At 69.0% G+C, this 19,318-nt stretch carries 22 protein-coding genes; 6 read left to right on the top strand and 16 right to left on the bottom strand.

The window, feature by feature from the left end; genetic code table 11:
• Positions 1-27 precede the first annotated feature (27 nt).
• The gene (gad, locus tag H7I57_RS03740; protein ID WP_264021961.1) at positions 28-1,440 is read right to left on the bottom strand and encodes a glutamate decarboxylase; all 1,413 of its coding nucleotides are present in this window, start codon (positions 1,438-1,440) and stop codon (positions 28-30) included.
• A gap of 8 nt (positions 1,441-1,448) precedes the next feature.
• Complete coding sequence (locus H7I57_RS03745) at positions 1,449-2,861, bottom strand: NAD(P)H-hydrate dehydratase (RefSeq protein ID WP_264021962.1); 1,413 nt, start codon at positions 2,859-2,861, stop codon at positions 1,449-1,451.
• Positions 2,862-2,983: 122 nt separating this feature from the next.
• Here H7I57_RS03745 and H7I57_RS03750 point away from each other — a divergent pair, with 122 nt between their 5' ends.
• A complete protein-coding gene (locus H7I57_RS03750) occupies positions 2,984-3,358 on the top strand; it encodes a nuclear transport factor 2 family protein (protein WP_264021963.1) in 375 nt (124 codons plus the stop codon).
• A 17-nt stretch (positions 3,359-3,375) separates the two neighbouring features.
• Here the strand turns inward: H7I57_RS03750 and H7I57_RS03755 are convergent, their stop codons facing one another.
• The 5 genes from H7I57_RS03755 to glmS form a co-directional block, all read right to left on the bottom strand.
• Complete coding sequence (locus H7I57_RS03755) at positions 3,376-3,753, bottom strand: STAS domain-containing protein (RefSeq protein ID WP_264021964.1); 378 nt, start codon at positions 3,751-3,753, stop codon at positions 3,376-3,378.
• A gap of 337 nt (positions 3,754-4,090) precedes the next feature.
• Positions 4,091-4,306: a hypothetical protein gene (locus H7I57_RS03760; RefSeq protein ID WP_264021965.1), complete on the bottom strand. Its 216-nt coding sequence runs from the start codon at positions 4,304-4,306 to the stop codon at positions 4,091-4,093.
• The gene (locus H7I57_RS03765) at positions 4,243-4,437 is read right to left on the bottom strand and encodes a hypothetical protein (protein ID WP_264021966.1); all 195 of its coding nucleotides are present in this window, start codon (positions 4,435-4,437) and stop codon (positions 4,243-4,245) included. The genes H7I57_RS03760 and H7I57_RS03765 overlap by 64 nt, the downstream gene beginning before the upstream one ends.
• A complete protein-coding gene (locus tag H7I57_RS03770) occupies positions 4,407-4,682 on the bottom strand; it encodes a hypothetical protein (RefSeq protein ID WP_264021967.1) in 276 nt (91 codons plus the stop codon). The genes H7I57_RS03765 and H7I57_RS03770 overlap by 31 nt, the downstream gene beginning before the upstream one ends.
• Complete coding sequence (glmS, locus tag H7I57_RS03775; protein WP_264021968.1) at positions 4,682-6,556, bottom strand: glutamine--fructose-6-phosphate transaminase (isomerizing); 1,875 nt, start codon at positions 6,554-6,556, stop codon at positions 4,682-4,684. Before glmS ends, H7I57_RS03770 begins: the two co-directional genes overlap by 1 nt.
• 56 nt (positions 6,557-6,612) lie before the next feature.
• On the opposite strand from glmS, the gene H7I57_RS03780 reads away from it, so the two are divergent.
• Genes H7I57_RS03780 through H7I57_RS03790 form a run of 3 tightly spaced genes read left to right on the top strand, consistent with a single transcriptional unit; the run spans position 6,613 to position 8,984 of the window.
• Positions 6,613-7,467: a dienelactone hydrolase family protein gene (locus tag H7I57_RS03780; RefSeq protein WP_264021969.1), complete on the top strand. Its 855-nt coding sequence runs from the start codon at positions 6,613-6,615 to the stop codon at positions 7,465-7,467.
• A gap of 60 nt (positions 7,468-7,527) precedes the next feature.
• Complete coding sequence (locus H7I57_RS03785; RefSeq protein ID WP_264022105.1) at positions 7,528-8,565, top strand: LLM class F420-dependent oxidoreductase; 1,038 nt, start codon at positions 7,528-7,530, stop codon at positions 8,563-8,565.
• On the top strand, positions 8,562-8,984 hold the full coding sequence (locus H7I57_RS03790) for a PPOX class F420-dependent oxidoreductase (RefSeq protein ID WP_264021970.1): 423 nt from the start codon (positions 8,562-8,564) through the stop codon (positions 8,982-8,984). Before H7I57_RS03785 ends, H7I57_RS03790 begins: the two co-directional genes overlap by 4 nt.
• Before the next feature lie 3 nt (positions 8,985-8,987).
• On the opposite strand, the gene H7I57_RS03795 is transcribed toward H7I57_RS03790, so the two are convergent.
• The gene (locus H7I57_RS03795) at positions 8,988-9,563 is read right to left on the bottom strand and encodes a TetR/AcrR family transcriptional regulator (protein ID WP_264021971.1); all 576 of its coding nucleotides are present in this window, start codon (positions 9,561-9,563) and stop codon (positions 8,988-8,990) included.
• Positions 9,564-9,606: 43 nt separating this feature from the next.
• Here H7I57_RS03795 and H7I57_RS03800 point away from each other — a divergent pair, with 43 nt between their 5' ends.
• Entirely contained in the window at positions 9,607-10,749 is a 1,143-nt protein-coding gene (locus H7I57_RS03800) for an acyl-CoA dehydrogenase family protein (protein ID WP_264021972.1), read from the top strand.
• 14 nt (positions 10,750-10,763) lie between these two features.
• Positions 10,764-11,756: an NAD(P)H-dependent flavin oxidoreductase gene (locus H7I57_RS03805; RefSeq protein ID WP_264021973.1), complete on the top strand. Its 993-nt coding sequence runs from the start codon at positions 10,764-10,766 to the stop codon at positions 11,754-11,756.
• On the opposite strand, the gene H7I57_RS03810 is transcribed toward H7I57_RS03805, so the two are convergent.
• The 8 genes from H7I57_RS03810 to adh all read right to left on the bottom strand — a co-directional run bounded on the left by H7I57_RS03810 (position 11,704) and on the right by adh (position 19,091).
• Positions 11,704-12,321: a diacylglycerol-binding protein gene (locus H7I57_RS03810; protein ID WP_264021974.1), complete on the bottom strand. Its 618-nt coding sequence runs from the start codon at positions 12,319-12,321 to the stop codon at positions 11,704-11,706. The two genes, H7I57_RS03805 and H7I57_RS03810, sit on opposite strands and share 53 nt — an antisense overlap.
• Positions 12,322-12,331: 10 nt before the next feature.
• Positions 12,332-13,738 (bottom strand): hypothetical protein, encoded by a 1,407-nt coding sequence (locus H7I57_RS03815; RefSeq protein WP_264021975.1) that lies wholly within the window; start codon positions 13,736-13,738, stop codon positions 12,332-12,334.
• 10 nt (positions 13,739-13,748) lie between these two features.
• Positions 13,749-14,054, bottom strand: a complete 306-nt coding sequence (locus tag H7I57_RS03820; RefSeq protein WP_264021976.1) for a type VII secretion target — start codon at positions 14,052-14,054, stop codon at positions 13,749-13,751.
• Positions 14,055-14,119: 65 nt separating this feature from the next.
• Positions 14,120-15,457, bottom strand: a complete 1,338-nt coding sequence (glmM, locus tag H7I57_RS03825; protein ID WP_264021977.1) for a phosphoglucosamine mutase — start codon at positions 15,455-15,457, stop codon at positions 14,120-14,122.
• Positions 15,458-15,604: 147 nt separating this feature from the next.
• Positions 15,605-16,063, bottom strand: coding sequence for a hypothetical protein (locus tag H7I57_RS03830; RefSeq protein ID WP_264021978.1), 459 nt, complete (start codon positions 16,061-16,063; stop codon positions 15,605-15,607).
• Between the two features lie 272 nt (positions 16,064-16,335).
• Entirely contained in the window at positions 16,336-16,833 is a 498-nt protein-coding gene (gene rpsI, locus H7I57_RS03835) for a 30S ribosomal protein S9 (RefSeq protein ID WP_275080864.1), read from the bottom strand.
• A 14-nt stretch (positions 16,834-16,847) separates the two neighbouring features.
• Positions 16,848-17,291, bottom strand: coding sequence for a 50S ribosomal protein L13 (gene rplM / locus H7I57_RS03840; RefSeq protein ID WP_264021979.1), 444 nt, complete (start codon positions 17,289-17,291; stop codon positions 16,848-16,850).
• 276 nt (positions 17,292-17,567) lie between these two features.
• The gene (gene adh / locus H7I57_RS03845; RefSeq protein WP_264021980.1) at positions 17,568-19,091 is read right to left on the bottom strand and encodes an aldehyde dehydrogenase; all 1,524 of its coding nucleotides are present in this window, start codon (positions 19,089-19,091) and stop codon (positions 17,568-17,570) included.
• Positions 19,092-19,318 lie beyond the last annotated feature (227 nt).

The following is a 19,318-nucleotide window of genomic DNA, read 5'->3' on the forward strand; positions in this document are numbered from 1 at the left end:
CTGCAACCGATTGTCCCAGGCGGACACTCAGTGAGCGAAATGCTCCTCGTCGGAGAAGCCGCCGATGCCCACCTTGTCCAGCTTGGCCAGCACCTCGAACAGGTCGTCGCGCAGCGCACGGGCCAGGTTCGCCGAGAAGCCCTCCCGCACCACCACGCGCAGCACCGCGATGTCGCTGGCGTTGTCGGGCATCGTGTACGCGGGCACCTGCCAGCCGTAGCCGCGCAGCAGCGCGGAGACGTCGAACACCGTGTACTTGGTGCCCTCGACGAGCTTGAACGCCACCACCGGGATCGCCGAGCCGTCGGAGATCACCTCGAACACCGGCTTCTTGTCTGGGCCGGCCATGCCCGCGAGTTCCCGGGCGAACCACTGCGCGGTGTCCGACAGGCACCTCATCACCTGGAGGTAGCCCTCGCGGCCCAACCGCAGGAAGTTGTAGTACTGGCCGACGACCTGGTTCCCCGACCGCGAGAAGTTCAGCGTGAACGTCGGCATGTTGCCGCCGAGATAGTTCACCCGGAACACCAGGTCCTCGGGCAGGTGATCGGCGTTGCGCCACACCACGAATCCGATGCCGGGATAGGTCAGGCCGTACTTGTGCCCGCTGACGTTGATCGACACCACCCGCGGCAGCCGGAAGTCCCACTCCACGTCGGGGTGCAGGAACGGCACCACGAAACCACCGCTGGCCGCGTCGACGTGCACGGGGACGTCAGGCCCCTTGCCGCCGGCCAGCCTGTCGAGCGCCGCGCAGATCTCGGCGACGGGCTCCAGTTCACCTGTGAAGGTCGTGCCGAGGATCGCCACCACGCCGATGGTGTCCTCGTCGACGGCGCCGAGCACCTGTTTCGGGGTGATGACGAAGCGGTCCTCGTCCATGGGCAGATAGCGGGCCTCCACGTCGAAGTACCGGCAGAACTTCTCCCACACGACCTGCACGTTGGAGCCCATCACCAGGTTCGGGGTACGGCCCTTCCACCCCTTTGCGCCCTTTGCGCCCTTCCCCACCTTGTCGCGCCACCGCCACTTCATCGCCAGCCCGGCGAGCATCACGGCCTCGCTGGACCCGACGGTGGACACCCCGACCGCGGTGGACGGGTCGTCGTCGCGCAGGTTCTCGGCGTGGAACAGATCGGCGACCATGCACACGCACCGCTGCTCGATCGCGGCGGTGACGGGGTACTCGTCCTTGTCGATCATGTTCTTGTCGAACGTCTCCGACATCAGCTGATCGGCCTCGGGATCCATCCAGGTGGTCACGAACGTCGCCAGGTTGAGCCGGGAGCTGCCGTCGAGCATCAGCTCGTCGTGGATGAACCGGTAGGTCTGCTCGGAGTCCATCGACTCGTCGGGCAGGCGCAGGGCCGGCAGCGGCGTCGTGGACAGCCGGCCGGTGTAGGCGGGGCTCAGTGACGAGTGGTGCGAGACGTTGGGCATGGTTATTTCTAGAGGATGGAGGCCAGCGCTGTCCGCAGATGCGCCAGGATGCCCGACGCCGACGTCGGCACGGACGCAGGGCCGGGGTCGCCGGCGGACAGGTCGGCGGCACGGGCGTGGGCGAACGCCGCTGCGGCGGCGGCCTCACCGGGGGTGAGCCCGGCCGCCAGCAGCGCACCGATGATCCCGGACAGCACGTCACCGGATCCGGCGGTCGCCGCCCAGGACTGGCCGGCGACGTTCAGGTACACCGCCCCTTCGGGTTCGGCGATGACGGTCACGTTGCCCTTGAGAAGGACGGTGACGCCGAGCCGGTCGGCGAGCCTTCGGGTGTCGGCGACGCGGTCGGTGCCGGGAGCGGACCCGGCCAGGCGGGCGAACTCGCCCGCGTGTGGCGTCAGCACGGTGGGGGCCCTGCGGTTCGCGACGAGTTCGGGGTGCGCGGCCAGGATCGTCAGTCCGTCGGCGTCGACGAGGACGGGCACGTCGGTCTCCAGCGCGAAACACAGTGCGGCGGCGGCTGTTTCGTCGGTACCGAGGCCGGGGCCGACGACCCAGGCCTGCACCCGGCCCGCGGTCGCGTGGCCGGGGGTGGCGATCACCTCGGGCCAGTGCGAAAGCACTTGCTGCGCGGCGGTTCCCGCGTAGCGCACCATGCCGGAGGTGGCGGCCACCGCGGCGCCGGTGCACAGCACGGCCGCGCCGGGATAGGTGGCCGAGCCTGCCATCACCCCGGTGACCCCCTGGGTGTACTTGTCGTCCGTGGGACCGGGGACGGGCCAGCGGGCGGCCGCGTCGGCGGCCTCGAAACCCCGGATGCCACCGGGCGGCAGGTCGAGTCCGATGTCGACCAGCTCGACGCGCCCACACGACCCGAACGCGTGCACGGGCTTGAGGCCGCCGAAGGTCACCGTCACCGCGGGTCGCACGTGGGGCCCGTCGGTGGCGCCGGTGTGCACGTCGACGCCGCTGGGCAGATCCACCGACACGACCGCGACGCCCGCCTGCCCCACGGCGTCGAACACCGCGGCCGCGTCGGGCCGCAGCGGTCCGGACCCGGAGATCCCGACGACGCCGTCGATCACGAGATCGGTTGCATCCGGCATGGTCTCGACGGTCCTGCCACCGGCGCCCAGAAACGCGGCGAGGGCCGTGCGGTGGGTGCGCTGCGGGTTGAGCAGGATCGCCGCCGCTGCGGCACCGCGACGGCGCAGGAACGTCGCCGCCCACAGCGCGTCACCTCCGTTGTCCCCGGACCCGACGACCGCGCACACCGTCTTGCCCGAGACGGTGCCCAGTTCCCGGGCGATCGCGACGGCCAGCCCGAAGGCGGCACGACGCATCAGCGCACCGTCGGGAAGCGACGCCAGCAGCGGCGCCTCCGCATCGCGGATCGCCTGGGCCGAGTAGTAGTGGCGCATCAGAGCCAGGATGGCACGCCGACCGGCCTTCCGTCGCGACTGTGGCGCGCTCTGCGTCGCCAGCGGCGAGAGGCTGTAAAACCGGGTGCCGTCCCGCAGGGGGAATGGGTACCTTCCCCACCATGGCGGATTCACAGGTGAGGAAGGAACTGCTCGAACTCGAACACGCCGGCTGGAAGTCGCTGTGCGACGGCACCGGTGACGAGTTCTACGGCGCGATCATGACACCCGACGCGCTGATGGTGCTGGCCAACGGCATGGTGATGGATCGCGGCGCCGTGACCTCTGCTCTCGGCCAGTCACCTCCGTGGGCGCGTTACGAGATCGAGGACGTCCGGTTGATCGACATCGCCCCCGTCACCGCGGCGCTCGTCTACACCGGCAAGGGATGGCGTGACGGCGCCGACGAACCGTTCGTCGGCGCGATGTCGTCGGTCTACCACCGCACGGGCGACGGCGGGAAGTTGGCGCTCTACCAGCAGTCCGCGGTCGGCTGAGGCCATCCGGATACCGGTCAGTCGTCCCGGCCCTGTCTCGCTGCCTCGACGGTCGGGTACAGGTCGATGACCTCGTCCAGGCGCATCAGGCGTAGCGGCCGGCTGGTGACAGGCCCTTCGGCCACGACGCGCAGGGACAGGTCCGTGCATGCGGTGAGCCGATGGGTCTCGACGAGCACGCTGATCCCCACGGAGGACAAGAACTCCACGTCGGTCAGATCGACGATCACCACCGAAGTCGGGATCGCGCTCGACAGGGCCACGTCGAGGTGCGTGCCGAGCGTGGGCGCGGTGAGGACGTCCAGGTCACCGGCGACGTGCAGCACCAACGTCGCATCGTCACGCTGCGGGCTGACGGTGAACCTGCCCCGTCGATCGTGTCCACTTCGACTCATTTACCAATCCCCGAACCTATGCAGTCGGACGTCCCGGGGCGGGCACAGACATCGACCAGCCCGAGCTTCCAATGAAGAAAAACAAAAGGCGGGGCCGCGCTACTGGAGCTCACGCCTTCGGGCCGCACCGAACGCCATCTGAGGATCCGTGGCAGCGGCGACCGTTGCTGCACTACGGTTCATGCTTTTCTTATCGAACTCACAACCTCCAGCGTTAGCAGCTCAGTGGCGAGTCCGTCCGCCGCTGGCCGAAATCTGGCCGAAAAGCGCAGGTAGAGGCACTGTGGTCAGAGTACGTCACATTTTCCGGCGAGGATTCCCAATCACCCCAGCAGGCTCAGCTGTCCACCGCGTCCCAGAACCGGTGGGCATGGTCGGCGATCTCGTCGGCGTACTCGCCGTTGATCGCGTGGGACGCGTCCCGGTACACCTGGACCTGTGCGTGCGGTACCAGCGTGCGGGCGCTGCGGGCGGCCATGCCCGCGTCGATCAGCCGTGCCTCCGGCAGGGCGTCGTCGACGTCGGCACCCCCGAAACCCAGCCCAGAAACCAACGTCGGACCCGTTGCGGCGCAACGGGAATGGCCATCACCGCCGAGACGGCGAGCGTGCGCAACGGGATGCGGGCGAACGTGAACATGGGATCGAGCAGCGTCAGCGACGCCACCCGGGCCGGGTTCGCCACCCGGCGAGGTTGGCCCGCCGCATCGGCGTCGAGGCGTCGCGCCCGGGCAGCAGCACCACCGGGGTGTTCCGCGCCGGGCCGTCGAACCGGTACACGCGCACCCGCCCGAACGCGGTGGGCACGTCGACCACGGCGTCGAAGGGCGGCAGGTGCGCCATCGCGTCGTCGTAGGTGTCGACGAAGTGCTGACGACGGCCGTCGACGAAGTGGCCGATGTTCCCGCCGGTTTTCCTGCGGCGCGGCACTATTCGACGGTTACGGACTTCGCCAGGTTACGCGGCTTGTCGACGTCGTAGCCGCGCGCCTGAGCGACTCCGGCGGCGAACACCTGCATCGGAATCGTCGACAGCAGGGGCTGGAAAAGCGTTGGCACCGCCGGGATCTCGATCAGGTGGTCGGCATACGGACGCACGGTGTCGTCGCCCTCCTCGGCGATGACGATCGTCACGGCGCCGCGTGCCTGGATCTCCCGGATGTTCGACAGCAGCTTGGAGTGCAGCGTCGCGGCGTTCTTCGGCGACGGCATCACGACGATGACGGGCAGGTCGTCCTCGATGAGCGCGATCGGGCCGTGCTTGAGCTCGCCCGCGGCGAAGCCCTCGGCGTGCATGTACGCCAGTTCCTTGAGCTTGAGCGCCCCTTCGAGCGCCACCGGGTATCCCACATGGCGACCCAGGAACAGCACGGTCTGGGATGCGGCGAACTTCTGGGCCAGTTCGATGACGGGCGCGACGGTGCCCAGCACCCGCTCGATCAGGTCCGGCATCGCCTCCAGGTCGTGGTACTCGCGTGCCACCTCGTCGGGGTACTTGGTGCCGCGGGCCTGCGCCAGCGCCAGCCCCACGAGGTAACTGGCGGCGATCTGCGCCAGGAACGTCTTGGTCGACGCCACACCGATCTCCGGTCCGGCGCGGGTGTAGAGCACCGCGTCGCATTCCCGCGGGATCTGACTGCCGTTGGTGTTGCAGATGGCCAGCACCTTGGCCTTCTGCTCCTTGGCGTGGCGCACCGCCTCGAGGGTGTCGGCGGTCTCCCCCGACTGCGAGATCGCCACGACCAACGTGTGGCTGTCCAGAACCGGGTCGCGGTAACGGAATTCGCTGGCGAGTTCGACCTCGACGGGCAGCCGGGTCCAGTGCTCGATCGCGTACTTGGCCAGCAGCCCGGAGTGGAACGCGGTACCGCAGGCGACGATGAAGACCTTGTCGATCTCGCGCAGTTCCTGATCGGACAGGCGCTGCTCGTCGAGAACGATGCGGTGGTCGATGAAGTGGCCCAGCAGGGTGTCGGACACCGCGGCGGGCTGCTCGGCGATCTCCTTGAGCATGAAGTACTCGTAGCCGCCCTTTTCGGCGGCGGAGGTGTCCCAATCGATGTGGAATGTCCGGTAGTCCTTCGAAGGGTCAGCGGGATCGCCAGCAAAATTCGTGATCCGGTAGCCGTCGGCGGTGACGACGACCGCCTGGTCCTGGCCGAGCTCGACAGCCTCGCGGGTGTGCTCGATGAACGCCGCGACGTCGGAGCCGACGAACATCTCACCGTCGCCGACGCCGAGCACCAGCGGGGTGGACCGGCGCGCGGCGACGATCGTGCCGGGGTCATCGGCGTGCGCGAACACCAGCGTGAAGTGACCCTCCAGGCGGCGCAGCACCGCCAGCACCGAGGCGGGGAAATCGCCTGCGCTCACACCATCGGCGTATTCGTGGGCGACGAGGTGGACGGCGACCTCGGTATCGGTGTCGCTGGTGAACTCCACCCCGGCCGACTCGAGCTCTCCGCGCAGTGCGGCGAAGTTCTCGATGATGCCGTTGTGCACCACGGCGACCTTGCCGGTGGCGTCGCAGTGCGGGTGGGCGTTGCGGTCGGTGGGCCTGCCGTGGGTGGCCCACCGGGTGTGCCCGAGCCCGGTCGCGCCCACGAGCGTGTCCGCGCCGGCCTCGCCGAGGGCCGCCTCCAGGTTGGCCAGGCGCCCGGCCTTGCGGCGGACGGTGAGCCCGCCGTGACCGTCGAGCAGCGCCACGCCCGCCGAGTCATACCCTCGGTACTCCATGCGGCGCAGCGCGTCGACGACGATGTCGCAGGCAGGACGCTGCCCGACGTAGCCGACGATTCCGCACATAGCCATCCAGGGTAGTGCAGGACGTGCCTCACACCCTGGTGGGTTACGGTCATCGGGTGGCCAGCACGAAGAAGCTCTTTGCCGCGTTGACCCGCCGTGGCCCACATCGTGTCATGCGCGGTGACCTGGCCTTTGCCGGGCTCCCGGGCGTCGTCTACACGCCCGCCGCCGGCAAGAATCTGCCCGGCGTGGCGTTCGGCCACGACTGGATCACATCCGCCGATCGCTACCGCGGGACGCTCGAACATCTGGCGTCGTGGGGCATCGTCGCCGCTGCACCCAACACCGAGACCGGGCTGGCCCCCTCGGTGCTCACCCTGGCCTACGACCTGGGAACCACGCTGGACATCATCGCGGGCGTGCGACTGGGCACCGGCGACATCAGCGTGCACCCGGGGAAACTGGGGGTCGCGGGCCACGGCTTCGGGGCGTCGGCGGCGGTGTTCGCCGCGGCAGGCATGTCCGCCAAGCCCAGGGCGGTCTTCGCTGCGTACCCCCTCGTCACCAAGCCGTCCGCGGAGGAACCCGCAGCGGGCCTTTCGGTGCCCGGACTGATCCTGACCGATCCCGGGGATCCGATGACGCTTCGCTCCAACGCCGTCGAACTGGCGCGCGCGTGGAAGGCGGCCACGCTGCGCCCCACGTCCAAGACCAAGGCCGGCGGCCTCGTCGAGGGCCGGCGACTGGCGCCGGTGGTCGGACTCCCGGGCGCCGACAAGGGCACGCAGAAGATCGTTCGCGCGCTGATGACGGGCTACCTGCTGCACATGCTGACCGGCGACCGTAACAATCAGGACTACAAGGACTTCGCCGATCCCGAGGTGGAGTTGCCGAAGGCGCCGGTGATGGACCCGTTCGCCGACGACCCTGTCGACCTCGAGAACAAGATCGTCGCGCTGCTGAAGCCCTGAGAAACCGGCCGACTTCGCCAACCAACCGGTTGGGTGTATACCTGACGAATGCAGAAGACGATGCGGACGGGCATCTTTCTCGGTTACGCAGGCGGTTTCCTCGATGCGGTCGACGAGGTGGTCGAACTCGAGAAGATCGGCGTGGACCTCGCGCTCGTCGCCGAGGCGTACTCCTACGACGCGATCAGCCAACTGGGGTTCCTGGCGGCCAGGACGACACGGATCGAACTGGGCACCGGTGTGGTCCCGATCTACACCCGCACGCCGGCACTGATGGCGATGACGGCCGCGGGGCTCGACTACGTCTCCGGCGGCCGGTTCCGGCTCGGCCTCGGCACGTCGGGCCCGCAGGTCGTCGAGGGTTTCCACGGAGTGCCGTTCGACGCGCCGCTGGGCCGCACCCGCGAGGTCGTCGAGATCTGCCGCCAGGTGTGGCGACGCGAATGCCTCAGCTATGACGGGAAGTACTACCAGCTCCCGTTGCCCGCAGAACGCGGCACCGGCCTCGGCAAGCCGCTGAAGCTGATCAACCACCCTGTCCGCGAACGGATCCCGATCACCATCGCAGCCCTCGGACCCAAGAACGTCGAGTTGACCGCGGAGATCGCCGAAGGCTGGCAGCCCGTGTTCTTCTACCCGGAGAAGGCCGACGAGGTCTGGGGTGACGCGCTGCGGGCAGGTGCCGCCAAACGTGACCCGGCCCTGGGCCCGCTCGACATCATGGTCAGCGCAACGCTCGCGATCGGTGATGACGTCGAGGACCGATTGGCTTGGGCGAAACCACAATTGGCGCTCTACATCGGCGGCATGGGGGCCCGGGGCCGCAACTTCTACCACAACCTGGCCACGCGGTACGGCTACGGCGAGGTCGCCGACCACATCCAGGACCTCTACCTCGCAGGCAAGAAGGAAGAAGCCATCGCCGCGGTGCCCGACGAGCTGGTGCGCCGGGTGTCGCTGGTCGGACCGCGCGGATTCGTCAAGGAACGGGTGGCGGCGTTCGCCGAGGCCGGCGTGACGACGCTGCTGGTGCATCCGCTCACCGGTGACCGACGCGAAACCGTGGCGTTCGTGGAGGAATTACAGTCGCTGCTATGACGGAGCTCTCCGACGACGTGATCGCCTTCCTCTCTGAGGGCACCCGCACCGCAAAGCTGGGATACGTCGCCTCCGACGGCAGGCCCCTGGTCGCACCGGTGTGGTTCGTCGTCGACGGCCGGCAGCTGGTCTTCAACACCGGCAAGGAGACCGCGAAGGGACGGGCACTGGCTCGTGACCCCCGAGTGGTGGTGTGTGTCGACGACGAGCGACCGCCCTTCTCGTTCGTGCAGATCCAGGGAACCGCGGCGTTCAGCGAGGACCCGGAGGAGTTGGTGGACACCGCGACCAGAATCGGCGGGCGCTACATGGGCGCGGACCGGGCCGAGGAGTTCGGCCGCCGCAACGGCGTTCCCGGCGAATTGATCGTGCGCATCACGCCGACGAAGGTCGTGAAGGCGTTCGACCTGGCGAACTGAGCGTCAGGCCTCGATGCCGCCGGTGAGGATCGCGGCGAGCTCGCGATAGGCGTCCGCGTCGTCCAGGCCGGTGTTCTCGCGGACCACGCGCTGCTGGATGCGCACCATCACGGTGGCCACCAGATCGGCGGCGAATGCCGCGTGGACGTCCCGAAAGTCGCCCGCGGCAACGCCTTCGGCGATCAGCTCCTGCACCCGGCGGGCCGCGATCCGCGTGTTCTGCTCGTACACGTCGCGCGCAGGTGTGAAGGCGTCGAGATCGGACATGAACTGATCCGAGACCGGATCGAGCGCGGTGCCCACCGCCGACAGGTACGCCGCGATCCGCTCGCGGGGCGCCGCCACGCGTCCCACCTCTGCCTCGACGAACTCCGTCGCGGAGCGGAAGAAGTGCACCGTGGCCGCCTGCACCAGCTGCTCCTTGCTGCCGGCGAGGGTGTAGAGCGTGGACTTCGAACACCGCAGCCTGGCTGCGATCTCGTCGAGCGTGAGATGCGCGAACCCCTCGGACAGGAACAGCGCCACCAGCGCGTCGAACAGTTCGGTACGCCGCCGGGTCGCGAACGCGGGTCGGGTCACACCGCGATAGTACTGCTAAGAGTCCTGTAGTACTGTTTCTGGTATGGCTGTGGAACGGCTCCTCCCCACCGACGACGCACGCGATCTCGTGGACCTCGCCCGGCAGATCGCCGACAAGGTTCTCGATCCGATCGTCGACCGGCACGAGAAGGACGAGACGTACCCCGACGGCGTCTTCGCCACCCTCGGCGACGCAGGGCTGCTCAGCCTGCCGTACCCCGAAGAGTGGGGCGGCGGAGGTCAGCCCTACGAGGTGTATCTGCAGGTCCTCGAGGAGCTCGCGGCCCGCTGGGCCGCCGTCGCCGTCGCTGTCAGCGTGCACAGTCTGTCCTGTTATCCGCTGATGACCTTCGGCACCGACGACCAGAAGAGCCGGTGGCTTCCCGACATGCTCGGCGGGTCGACGGTCGGCGCCTACAGCCTGTCCGAACCCCAGGCGGGATCCGACGCCGCCGCGCTGGCGTGCAAGGCCACCGGGGTGGACGACGGCTACCGGGTCAGCGGAGCCAAGGCGTGGATCACCCACGGCGGAATAGCGGACTTCTACAACCTGTTCGCCCGCACCGGCGAAGGCTCACAGGGCATCTCCTGCTTCCTCGTCGCGAAGGACACGCCGGGCCTGACCTTCGGAAAGCCCGAGGAGAAGATGGGCCTGCACGCGGTCCCGACGACCGCCGCACACTACGACGACGCGTTCGTCTCCGCTGAGCGGCGCATCGGTACCGAAGGCCAGGGACTCCAGATCGCCTTCAGCGCACTGGATTCCGGTCGCCTCGGAATCGCCGCGGTGGCGGCCGGCCTCGCCCAGGCCGCACTCGACGAGGCGGTGTCCTACAGCCAGGAGCGAAGCACCTTCGGCCGCAAGATCATCGACCACCAAGGGCTGGCGTTCGTTCTGGCGGACATGGCGGCCGCGGTCGACTCCGCCCGGGCCACGTATCTCGACGCCGCCCGCCGCCGTGACGCGGGGCTGCCCTACTCACGCCAGGCGTCGGTGGCCAAGCTGATCGCCACCGATGCGGCGATGAAGGTGACGACCGACGCCGTCCAGGTGTTCGGCGGCGCCGGCTACACCCGGGACTACCGCGTCGAGCGCTACATGCGCGAGGCGAAGATCATGCAGATCTTCGAGGGCACCAACCAGATTCAGCGTCTGGTCATCAGCAGGCACCTGGCCCTGCACTGAACGAGAGAAGACGGATGACACTCACGACGAAGTTCACCGAGACCTTCGGTATCGAGCACCCCATCGTGCAGGGCGGCATGCAGTGGGTGGGCCGCGCCGAACTCGCCGCGGCTGTCTCCGAGGCCGGCGGCCTCGGGCTGATCACTGCGTTGACCCAGCCCACCCCCCCGGATCTGGCCAACGAGATCGCGCGGGCACGGGACCTGACCGACAAACCGTTCGGGGTGAACCTGACGATCCTGCCGACCATCAACCCGCCGCCGTATGACGAGTACCGGAAGGTGATCGTCGACGCCGGTATCAAAATCGTCGAGACCGCGGGCTCCAACCCGGCACCGCATCTGTCGATGTTTCACGACAACGGCATCAAGGTGCTGCACAAGTGCACGTCAGTGCGGCACGCCGTCAAGGCGCAGAGCCTCGGCGTGGACGGCATCAGCATCGACGGATTCGAATGCGCCGGTCATCCCGGTGAGGACGACATCCCGGGCCTGGTGCTGATCCCGGCGGCCGCAGACAAGATCGAGATCCCGATGATCGCCTCCGGCGGCTTCGCCGACGCCCGCGGCCTGGTCGCCGCCCTGGCGCTGGGCGCCGACGGCATCAACATGGGCTCGCGGTTCATGTGCACCGTCGAGTCGCCGATCCACCAGAACGTCAAGGAAGCCATCGTCGCGGGCAACGAACTGGGCACCGAGTTGATCTTCCGGACGCTGCGCAACACCGGCCGGGTGGCCAGCAACGCTGTGTCGCGTGAGGTCGTCCAGATCCTCGACCAGGGCGGCCAGTTCGACGACATCGCACACCTGGTGGCGGGCAAGCGCGGCGTGAAGGTCTACGAGACAGGCGATCTGGATGCGGGCATCTGGTGGGTCGGCACCGCGATGGGACTCATCGACGACATCCCGACCGCCGGGGAGGTCGTCTCCCGCATCGTCGCCGAAGCCGAGGAGATCATCGGCGTGCGGTTGGCGGGTCTGCTGACGCCGGACTCGGCGCGGATCTGACCGCTGCGCGCCTCGCAGCCAGCAGCTCACCGAGCAACGCGACCACCACTCCGAACGCGAAATACAGCGGAACCAGGAACGGGCCGACGCCGAACAGCCCGTCCGACCCGTCGGTGTAGGCGAAGACACCGACCTGCACCAGGCCGATCTCCACGACCGGCCCGATGATCGCCGCGCCGGCACCGCAGACCGCACCCGGACCGTCGCCCAGCACACACCAGATGACGACCGCCGCAACACAGATCAGGGCGGTCGCGGGAACGACCGGCGCGCCGTGCGTCAACGCGGTCGTCACGTACATGCCGACGACCACGGCCACCCCGGCGACGCCCTGCCTGACGGTGACCGTGGCGCGCGGTGCGGGCAGGTGCAGCCGCAGCTCTGCCAGCGACACCGTCGCCCCACCGACGAGCAGTGGGAACCATAGCGGGCTGCTCCACAGGAAAGGCACCGCGTCGGTGTAGTACTCGGTGGTCGCGGTCACCACGTGGCTGTGATCGCCGATCAGGGCGGCGGAGCCGCCGAGGACGAACAGCAAGACGACATCCTGGAGGCGCAACTTCACGTCGGGCACGCTACTCCGGCGGGTCTCCGATCTGCGGCAGTTCGTCGGCCGCGATCGCACACGGCGTCTGCCCGGCGGCCACCGGATCTGCGGGCGGCGGCGCCGCCGGCGGGATCGGTTCGGCCGGTGGGGGCGCCGGTGTCGGAGCCGGTGCGGTGACCGCCTCGACCGGCGGCTCATCGGCCTGCGGCTCGCATGCCGGCGCGTCCGGTGCGGGCTCCCCGGCGACGATCGGTTCCTCGGCGGGGTCCTCGACGGGCTCCTCCACCTGTTCGGCATCGTCGGTCGGCTCTTCCTCATCGCTCTCGGGATCGTCACTCTCGGGATCGGCGAGATCGTCGCCCAGTTCCGGAACGTCGAGTTCCGGCGGCGTCGCGCCGGCCGTACCGCCGAGGAGCCCTCGCAGCGTGTCGGCGAACTGTTGCCCGAGGCCGGAGAAGCCACTGCCGATGTCGGGAATCCCGGAGCCCAGCCCACCCGCCGGGGGCACCGGTGCCTGCGGGACCGCCGGTGCCTGCGGGATGGCCGGGGGCTGCGGTACCGTCTCGGCCGGCGGGGCCGGAGGAGGTGCGGCGGGTGGTGCAGACGGCTCGCTCCACGCCGAAGGGGTGGTCGCGGCCGGAGCCGCGGGGACGCCGAGTGCCGCGGGCCCCGCGGCAGCGGCGGGCACCGCGGGCGGAATCCGCTCCTCACAGGCGGGCACCGGCGGCGGACTCCACGTCGGCCCGAGGTCCCCGGGTACGTCGAACACCGGGTGGCGCTCGGCCGCGATCTCGGCGGCCGCCCGCTGATAGGCGTCGGCCACCGACGCCATGGCGGTGTGCATCGACGAGAGCCATTCGGTGCGAATGCTGCTGTCCACGAACGGTTTCACCGAGTGGTCGACCAGCTCCGCGGCGGCCGCCCGGTCCCCCGCACCCGTCGTCACCGTCTGGGCCGCCGCCAGCCAGTCCGCACGGTGCGCGTCGGTGCGGCCCTCGATCGCGACAACGGAAGCGACCTTCCCGTCGACGGCGCGCCACAGGTTTTCCTGCAACGCGCGCAACGCCTCCGCGGCGGTGCGCACGGCTGCCGAGACGGCTGCCGATGCGTCGCCGTGACGGCGCAGGAAGTCCTGCGATGCCTGCGCGCCTTCACCCAGCCACGCCCCGGAGAGCACTGCGGACTGCCGGTCCTGAACTGCCAGCGCCTCCTGCGTGGACCGGGCCGCCGCCTCGAGCGCGACGCAGTCATCGGCCAGCGCCCGCAGGTCCATCCCGTTCTCGCTGTCGTACCAGTCGCGCACCTGGACGGCGTTGCGCGTCAGGTCGGGGTGCTGATAGCCGAGCAGCCGGCACGCCCATACATACTGCGCAACGTTGTCGACCGCGGGCCGCCCCTCGGCCAATCGCGAAGAGACATCGAACTTCTCGGCCATCGACCGGGCCCTAACCCACCCGCGCGGCAGCGCGGGCGTCGGCGTCCTGGTAACGATCGGCCGACGCCCGCAGCGCGGCGGCGATCTCGCCGGACGCCCGCGACCACTGCCGCAGCGAGGTGACCACGTCCTCGAGCGCGGCGCGAATCGATTCCCCGTGGCCGACATATGCCTGCCCGGCACACACACCTCCGAACGCGAAGTCGCTCAGATGCGTTCGCACTGCGGCGTCGACGACCAGCGCCGCCGTCTCGTATTCGCGTGCGATCACGCGCACCGCCCCTACATCGACGCGGGCCGCGCCAGCTTGTCCCATATGAGGTTGGACGCCGATGGGGCGGTATCGGTTCCCGCCGGTTCAGACCTGGCTCTGCGGTGTGCTCAGCTCTCGGCGCTGACCGACTCCGCGACCCGCACCGCCATCTGGCGGGCGGTGTCCTCGTCGGCGGCCTCCACCATCACGCGGACGACTTGTTCGGTCCCCGAGGGCCGCAACAGGATTCGTCCCGTATCGCCGAGTTCTTCTTCGACCTGAGCCACGGCGTCGCGCACCGACGGGGCGTCGGCGACGGTCGCCTTGTCCGTCACCTCGACGTTGATCAGCACCTGCGGCAGCGTCTGCATCGGCGCGGCGAGGTCGGCGAGGCTGTGGCGCGTCTGGGCCATCCGGGACATCAACCGAAGCCCGGTGACGATGCCGTCGCCGGTGGTGCCGAACGCGGGCATCACGATGTGCCCGGACTGCTCGCCGCCGAGCGAGTACTCACCGGCGCGGAGTTCTTCGAGGACATAGCGGTCACCGACGCCGGTGGTGCGGACGCCGATGCCGGCGGACCGCATCGCCAGGTGCAGCCCCAGATTGCTCATGACGGTGGCCACCAGGGTGTCCGAGACGAGCTCACCGGCCTCGTGCATCGCCAGCGCCAGCACCACCATGATCGCGTCACCGTCGATGACACGGCCGTGGCCGTCGACGGCCAGGCACCGGTCGGCGTCGCCGTCGTGGGCCAGGCCCAGGTCGGCACCGTAGGACACCACCGCCGAGCGCAGATCCTGCATGTGCGTGGAGCCGCAGCCGTCGTTGATGTTCAGCCCGTTGGGCTCGGCGTTGATCGCGATGACGTTGGCGCCCGCCGCGCGGTAGGCACGCGGCGCCGCGACCGACGCCGCGCCGTGAGCACAGTCGACGACGACCGTTAGGCCGTCGAGGCGGGTGGAGGCGGCCTTGCCGGCGTGCCGCAGGTACCGCTCCAAGGCGTCCTCGGCGTCGACGACGCGGCCGATGCCCGCGCCGGTCGGCCGCGTTCCCGGCCCCTGGTGAACGAGTTCCTCGATGCGGTCCTCGGTGGCATCGTCGAGCTTGTGCCCGCCGGGTCCGAAGATCTTGATGCCGTTGTCGGGCATCGGGTTGTGCGAGGCGGAGATCATCACGCCGAAATCGGCGTCGTAAGCGCTGGTCAGGTACGCCACGGCAGGCGTGGGCAGGACGCCGGCCCGCAGCGCGTCCACGCCTTCGCTGGTCACCCCGGCGATCACGGCGGCCTCGAGCATCTCGCTGCTGGCCCGCGGGTCGCGTCCGACCACGGCGACCCGCCTGCGGGTCTCGCCGATCCTGAGCAGCCGTCGGGCCGCCGCCGCACCCAGCGCCATCGCCAGCTCAGCGGTCAGCTCCTGGTTGGCGACGCCGCGCACCCCGTCGGTGCCGAACAGTCGAGCCATGGGTGACAACCTCTCACAAATAGTGGTTTGAGGGCCAACCGCCGCTCGTAGCGTCCGTGCCGGCACCGAATCGATACCCGGGTGAGACCAGCAACCGGCTCACCGCCCGCATCCGGCGAGGTTGCAGGCGGTGCAGGGGGTTCCTTATCAGCCTTCGGCGTTGAAGGGGATGTCCGCCTCGCCCTCACCAGGAACGGCGGGGGCCTGCGAACCCTCTTCCTCTGGGGCGGCTTCTTCCCCGCCGGGCACTGCCGGAGCCTCCGACTCGACTGCCCCATCGGCGGGAGCCTGCACCGGCTCAGTCGTGTTCTGGACGATCAGCACGTCCGGGCACACCGTCTGCGCGGCGCCTTCGACATCGGCGAGCTGGGCAAGCCCGACCGCGGCCGCCGGATCGCTGCCACAGGCCCCGGCGGCTGCGGCGGCAGCCTCCTCGACCGGGACGCTGTCCTGTGTGGTCGAGCCACCGACGAGCACCGTCACCAGGCCGTCCGACTCTGGGGCAGGGGGTTCTTCCGGCTGCGCGTTCGCCATCGTCAAACCGGCTGTGAACAGCAGCGACCCACCGAGGACGGCACCCGCTGCGGCATTCTTGAGCTCGATCATGCATGTCTCCCTTCGGTCAGGGACCGGGTACCCACCGGGGCGGCGGAACGTAACTCGCCGCGGGTGAACAGCCCGTTAACCGGGCCGCGAGGTTGACCAGGCCGGCAGAAACGGCCTGCCGACGCCACAGGGGCGCCCGAGCTCCTGACCCGAGGTTGCGTACCGGGGAGACGGAACTCAAGTCCCGCCCCCGCCAGGGCCGCATACCCCGGGAACGACAGACGCCCGGCCACTCGCGATGCGAGCAGACCGGGCGCCATGCCGTGGTTCGATCAGCGCTTGCTGTACTGAGGCGCCTTGCGCGCCTTCTTCAGGCCGTACTTCTTGCGCTCGATGGCACGCGGGTCGCGGGTGAGGAACCCGGCCTTCTTCAGCGCGGGCCGGTCCTCCGGCTGCACGATGATGAGGGCACGGGCGATCGCCAGTCGCAGCGCGCCGGCCTGGCCGGACGGACCGCCGCCGTCCAGGTGGGCGAAGACGTCGAAGCTGTCGACCCGGTCGACGGTCACCAGCGGCGCCTTGATGAGCTGCTGGTGCACCTTGTTGGGGAAGTAGTTCTCCAACGTGCGGCCGTCGAGGTTGAACTGGCCGGTGCCGGGCACCAGGCGCACCCGGACCACGGCCTCCTTGCGGCGGCCGACGGTCTGGATCGGACGATCCATGATGACGGGCTCGCGCGCGGGGGCCTCGGCCTCGGCGACCTCGGTGTGGGCGACCTCGGCGGGGGCGGCCTCGGTGGCTTCGGCGATGTCAGGGGTTTCTGGAGACATCTCGGGAGACTCGGTCACTGGGCCACCTGCTTGATCTCGAACGGAATCGGCTGCTGAGCGGTATGCGGGTGCTGTGCACCGACGTAGACCTTCAGCTTCTTCTGGATCTGGCGCCCGAGCTTGGTGTGCGGGAGCATGCCGAGGATCGCCCGCTCGACGACGCGGTCGGCGTGCTTCTCCATCTCGTCACCGAGCGCGCGCTTGCGCAGCCCGCCGGGGTAACCCGAGTGGCGGTAGGCCATCTTCTTCTGGAGCTTGTCGCCGCTGATGGCGACCTTCTCGGCGTTGATGACGATGACGAAATCGCCACCGTCGACATTCGGCGTGAACGTCGGCTTGTGCTTGCCGCGCAGCAGCTTCGCTGCTTCAACGGCGAGCCGGCCGAGCACCACATCCGTGGCGTCGATGACGTACCACGAGCGTGTGGTGTCACCCGCCTTCGGCGTGTACGTAGGCACAGCGCATACCTTCTTCTCTAGGGTTGGATCCCCGGTGACCCGGAGTGCCGGTCAGGCGTGGGCTGAGGACTGCCTCGGCGACCGGCAGGGACCCGAGGCGACCGACGGCCGGAAGGCCAGCGCACGCCAACGAGCGAGCTTACCTGTGGATATCCGCGCAGGTCAAAACGCGTCAACCGAGCCGCGAACAGACACGAACTCGCACGGATCGAGGGGGATCCGTGCGAGTTCGCGTTCCCCGGCCCTGCGGGCCGGGGGCCACCTGGGCCCTGCGGTCTAGAAGAACCCCTGGGCCTTGTCGCTGTAGCTCACCAACAGGTTCTTGGTCTGCTGGTAGTGATCGAGCATCATCTTGTGGTTCTCCCTGCCGATGCCCGACTGCTTGTACCCGCCGAACGCGGCGTGCGCCGGGTACTGGTGGTAGCAGTTCGTCCACACCCGGCCGGCCTTGATGTCACGTCCGGCGCGGTAGGCGGTGTTGCCGTCACGGCTCCACACGCCGGCACCCAGTCCGTAGAGGGTGTCGTTGGCGATGCTGATCGCGTCGTCGTAGTCGGTGAACGACGTCACGGCGACGACCGGCCCGAAGATCTCCTCCTGGAACACCCGCATCTTGTTGTTGCCGGTGAATATCGTTGGCGCGACGTAATAGCCGCCGTTGAGATCGCCGCCGAGCTCCGCGCGCTCACCGCCGGTGACCACCTTGGCGCCCTCGCTCTTGCCGATCTCGATGTAGGACAGGATCTTCTCGAGCTGATCGTTGGACGCCTGCGCGCCGATCATCGTCTCGGTGTCGAGCGGATCGCCCTGACGCACCGCCTTGGTGCGGATCGCGGCCATCGCCAAAAACTCGTCGTAGATGTCGGCCTGGATCAGCGAGCGCGACGGGCAGGTGCACACCTCGCCCTGGTTGAGGGCGAACATCGTGAAGCCCTCGAGCGCCTTGTCCTGGTAGTTGTCGTTGGCCGCCAGCACATCGTTGAAGAAGATGTTGGGGCTCTTGCCGCCGAGCTCCAGCGTGACCGGGATCAGGTTCTGCGACGCGTACTGCATGATCAGCCGGCCGGTGGTCGTCTCACCGGTGAACGCGATCTTGGCGATCCGGTTGCTCGATGCCAGTGGCTTGCCCGCCTCGACACCGAAACCGTTGACCACGTTGACCACGCCCGCGGGCAGCAGGTCACCGATGATCTCGAACAGGTACAGGATCGAGGCCGGTGTCTGCTCGGCGGGTTTGAGCACGATCGCGTTGCCCGCGGCCAGCGCCGGTGCCAGTTTCCAGACGGCCATCAGGATCGGGAAGTTCCACGGGATGATCTGCCCGACCACGCCGAGCGGCTCGTGGAAGTGGTAGGCGACGGTGTCGTCGTCGACCTCGCTCAGCGAACCCTCCTGCGCGCGAATGCATCCGGCGAAATACCGGAAGTGGTCCACGGCCAACGGGATGTCGGCGTTGAGCGTCTCGCGGATCGGCTTGCCGTTGTCCCACGCCTCGGCCAGCGCGATCGACTCGAGGTTCTCCTCGATGCGGTCGGCGATCTTGTTGAGGACCACCGCGCGCTCGGCGGCCGGCGTCTTGCCCCAGGCGGGAGCGGCGGCGTGCGCGGCGTCGAGGGCCTTGTCGATGTCGGACTCGTCGGACCGGGCGACCTCACAGAACGTCTGGCCGGTGATCGGCGTCGGGTTCTCGAAGTAGCGGCCAGCGGTCGGCGGCACCCACTGGCCGCCGATGAAGTTGTCGTAGCGGGGCTTGAACGACATCAGCGAGCCTTCGGCCCCGGGGCGGGCGTACACAGTCATGGTGGATCTCCTGGTCTTCGTCGACGGATCGGTCGACACACACGTGTGTCGTGTGTCACTCAACCTACGCTTGCAACCGTTGCACCACAGTTGCATCGTCGGGTTGTCGCCGGAGAGAATCCCGGTATCGCCGAACCACGCCGCACCCCCCGCCAGCAGCGCTCCCACGCGACGATGCGCACGCTGCTCGAGGCGGTGGTCGCGCGTGATGGCCCGCCACGAGTTCG

Source organism: Mycolicibacterium pyrenivorans (assembly GCF_025821625.1).
Taxonomy (GTDB): domain Bacteria; phylum Actinomycetota; class Actinomycetes; order Mycobacteriales; family Mycobacteriaceae; genus Mycobacterium; species Mycobacterium pyrenivorans.

Coding starts and splice junctions, on each gene's coding strand:
- H7I57_RS03755 (WP_264021964.1), bottom strand. CDS start 3,753: ATGAGTCGAAGTGGACACGATCGACGGGGCAGGTTCACCGTCAGCCCG.
- H7I57_RS03815 (WP_264021975.1), bottom strand. CDS start 13,738: ATGGCCGAGAAGTTCGATGTCTCTTCGCGATTGGCCGAGGGGCGGCCC.
- adh (WP_264021980.1), bottom strand. CDS start 19,091: ATGACTGTGTACGCCCGCCCCGGGGCCGAAGGCTCGCTGATGTCGTTC.
- rpsI (WP_275080864.1), bottom strand. CDS start 16,833: ATGTCTCCAGAAACCCCTGACATCGCCGAAGCCACCGAGGCCGCCCCC.
- H7I57_RS03800 (WP_264021972.1), top strand. CDS start 9,607: ATGGCTGTGGAACGGCTCCTCCCCACCGACGACGCACGCGATCTCGTG.
- glmS (WP_264021968.1), bottom strand. CDS start 6,556: ATGTGCGGAATCGTCGGCTACGTCGGGCAGCGTCCTGCCTGCGACATC.
- H7I57_RS03745 (WP_264021962.1), bottom strand. CDS start 2,861: ATGCGCCACTACTACTCGGCCCAGGCGATCCGCGATGCGGAGGCGCCG.
- H7I57_RS03785 (WP_264022105.1), top strand. CDS start 7,528: ATGCGGACGGGCATCTTTCTCGGTTACGCAGGCGGTTTCCTCGATGCG.
- H7I57_RS03820 (WP_264021976.1), bottom strand. CDS start 14,054: ATGGGACAAGCTGGCGCGGCCCGCGTCGATGTAGGGGCGGTGCGCGTG.
- glmM (WP_264021977.1), bottom strand. CDS start 15,457: ATGGCTCGACTGTTCGGCACCGACGGGGTGCGCGGCGTCGCCAACCAG.
- H7I57_RS03805 (WP_264021973.1), top strand. CDS start 10,764: ATGACACTCACGACGAAGTTCACCGAGACCTTCGGTATCGAGCACCCC.
- H7I57_RS03830 (WP_264021978.1), bottom strand. CDS start 16,063: ATGATCGAGCTCAAGAATGCCGCAGCGGGTGCCGTCCTCGGTGGGTCG.
- H7I57_RS03750 (WP_264021963.1), top strand. CDS start 2,984: ATGGCGGATTCACAGGTGAGGAAGGAACTGCTCGAACTCGAACACGCC.
- gad (WP_264021961.1), bottom strand. CDS start 1,440: ATGCCCAACGTCTCGCACCACTCGTCACTGAGCCCCGCCTACACCGGC.
- H7I57_RS03790 (WP_264021970.1), top strand. CDS start 8,562: ATGACGGAGCTCTCCGACGACGTGATCGCCTTCCTCTCTGAGGGCACC.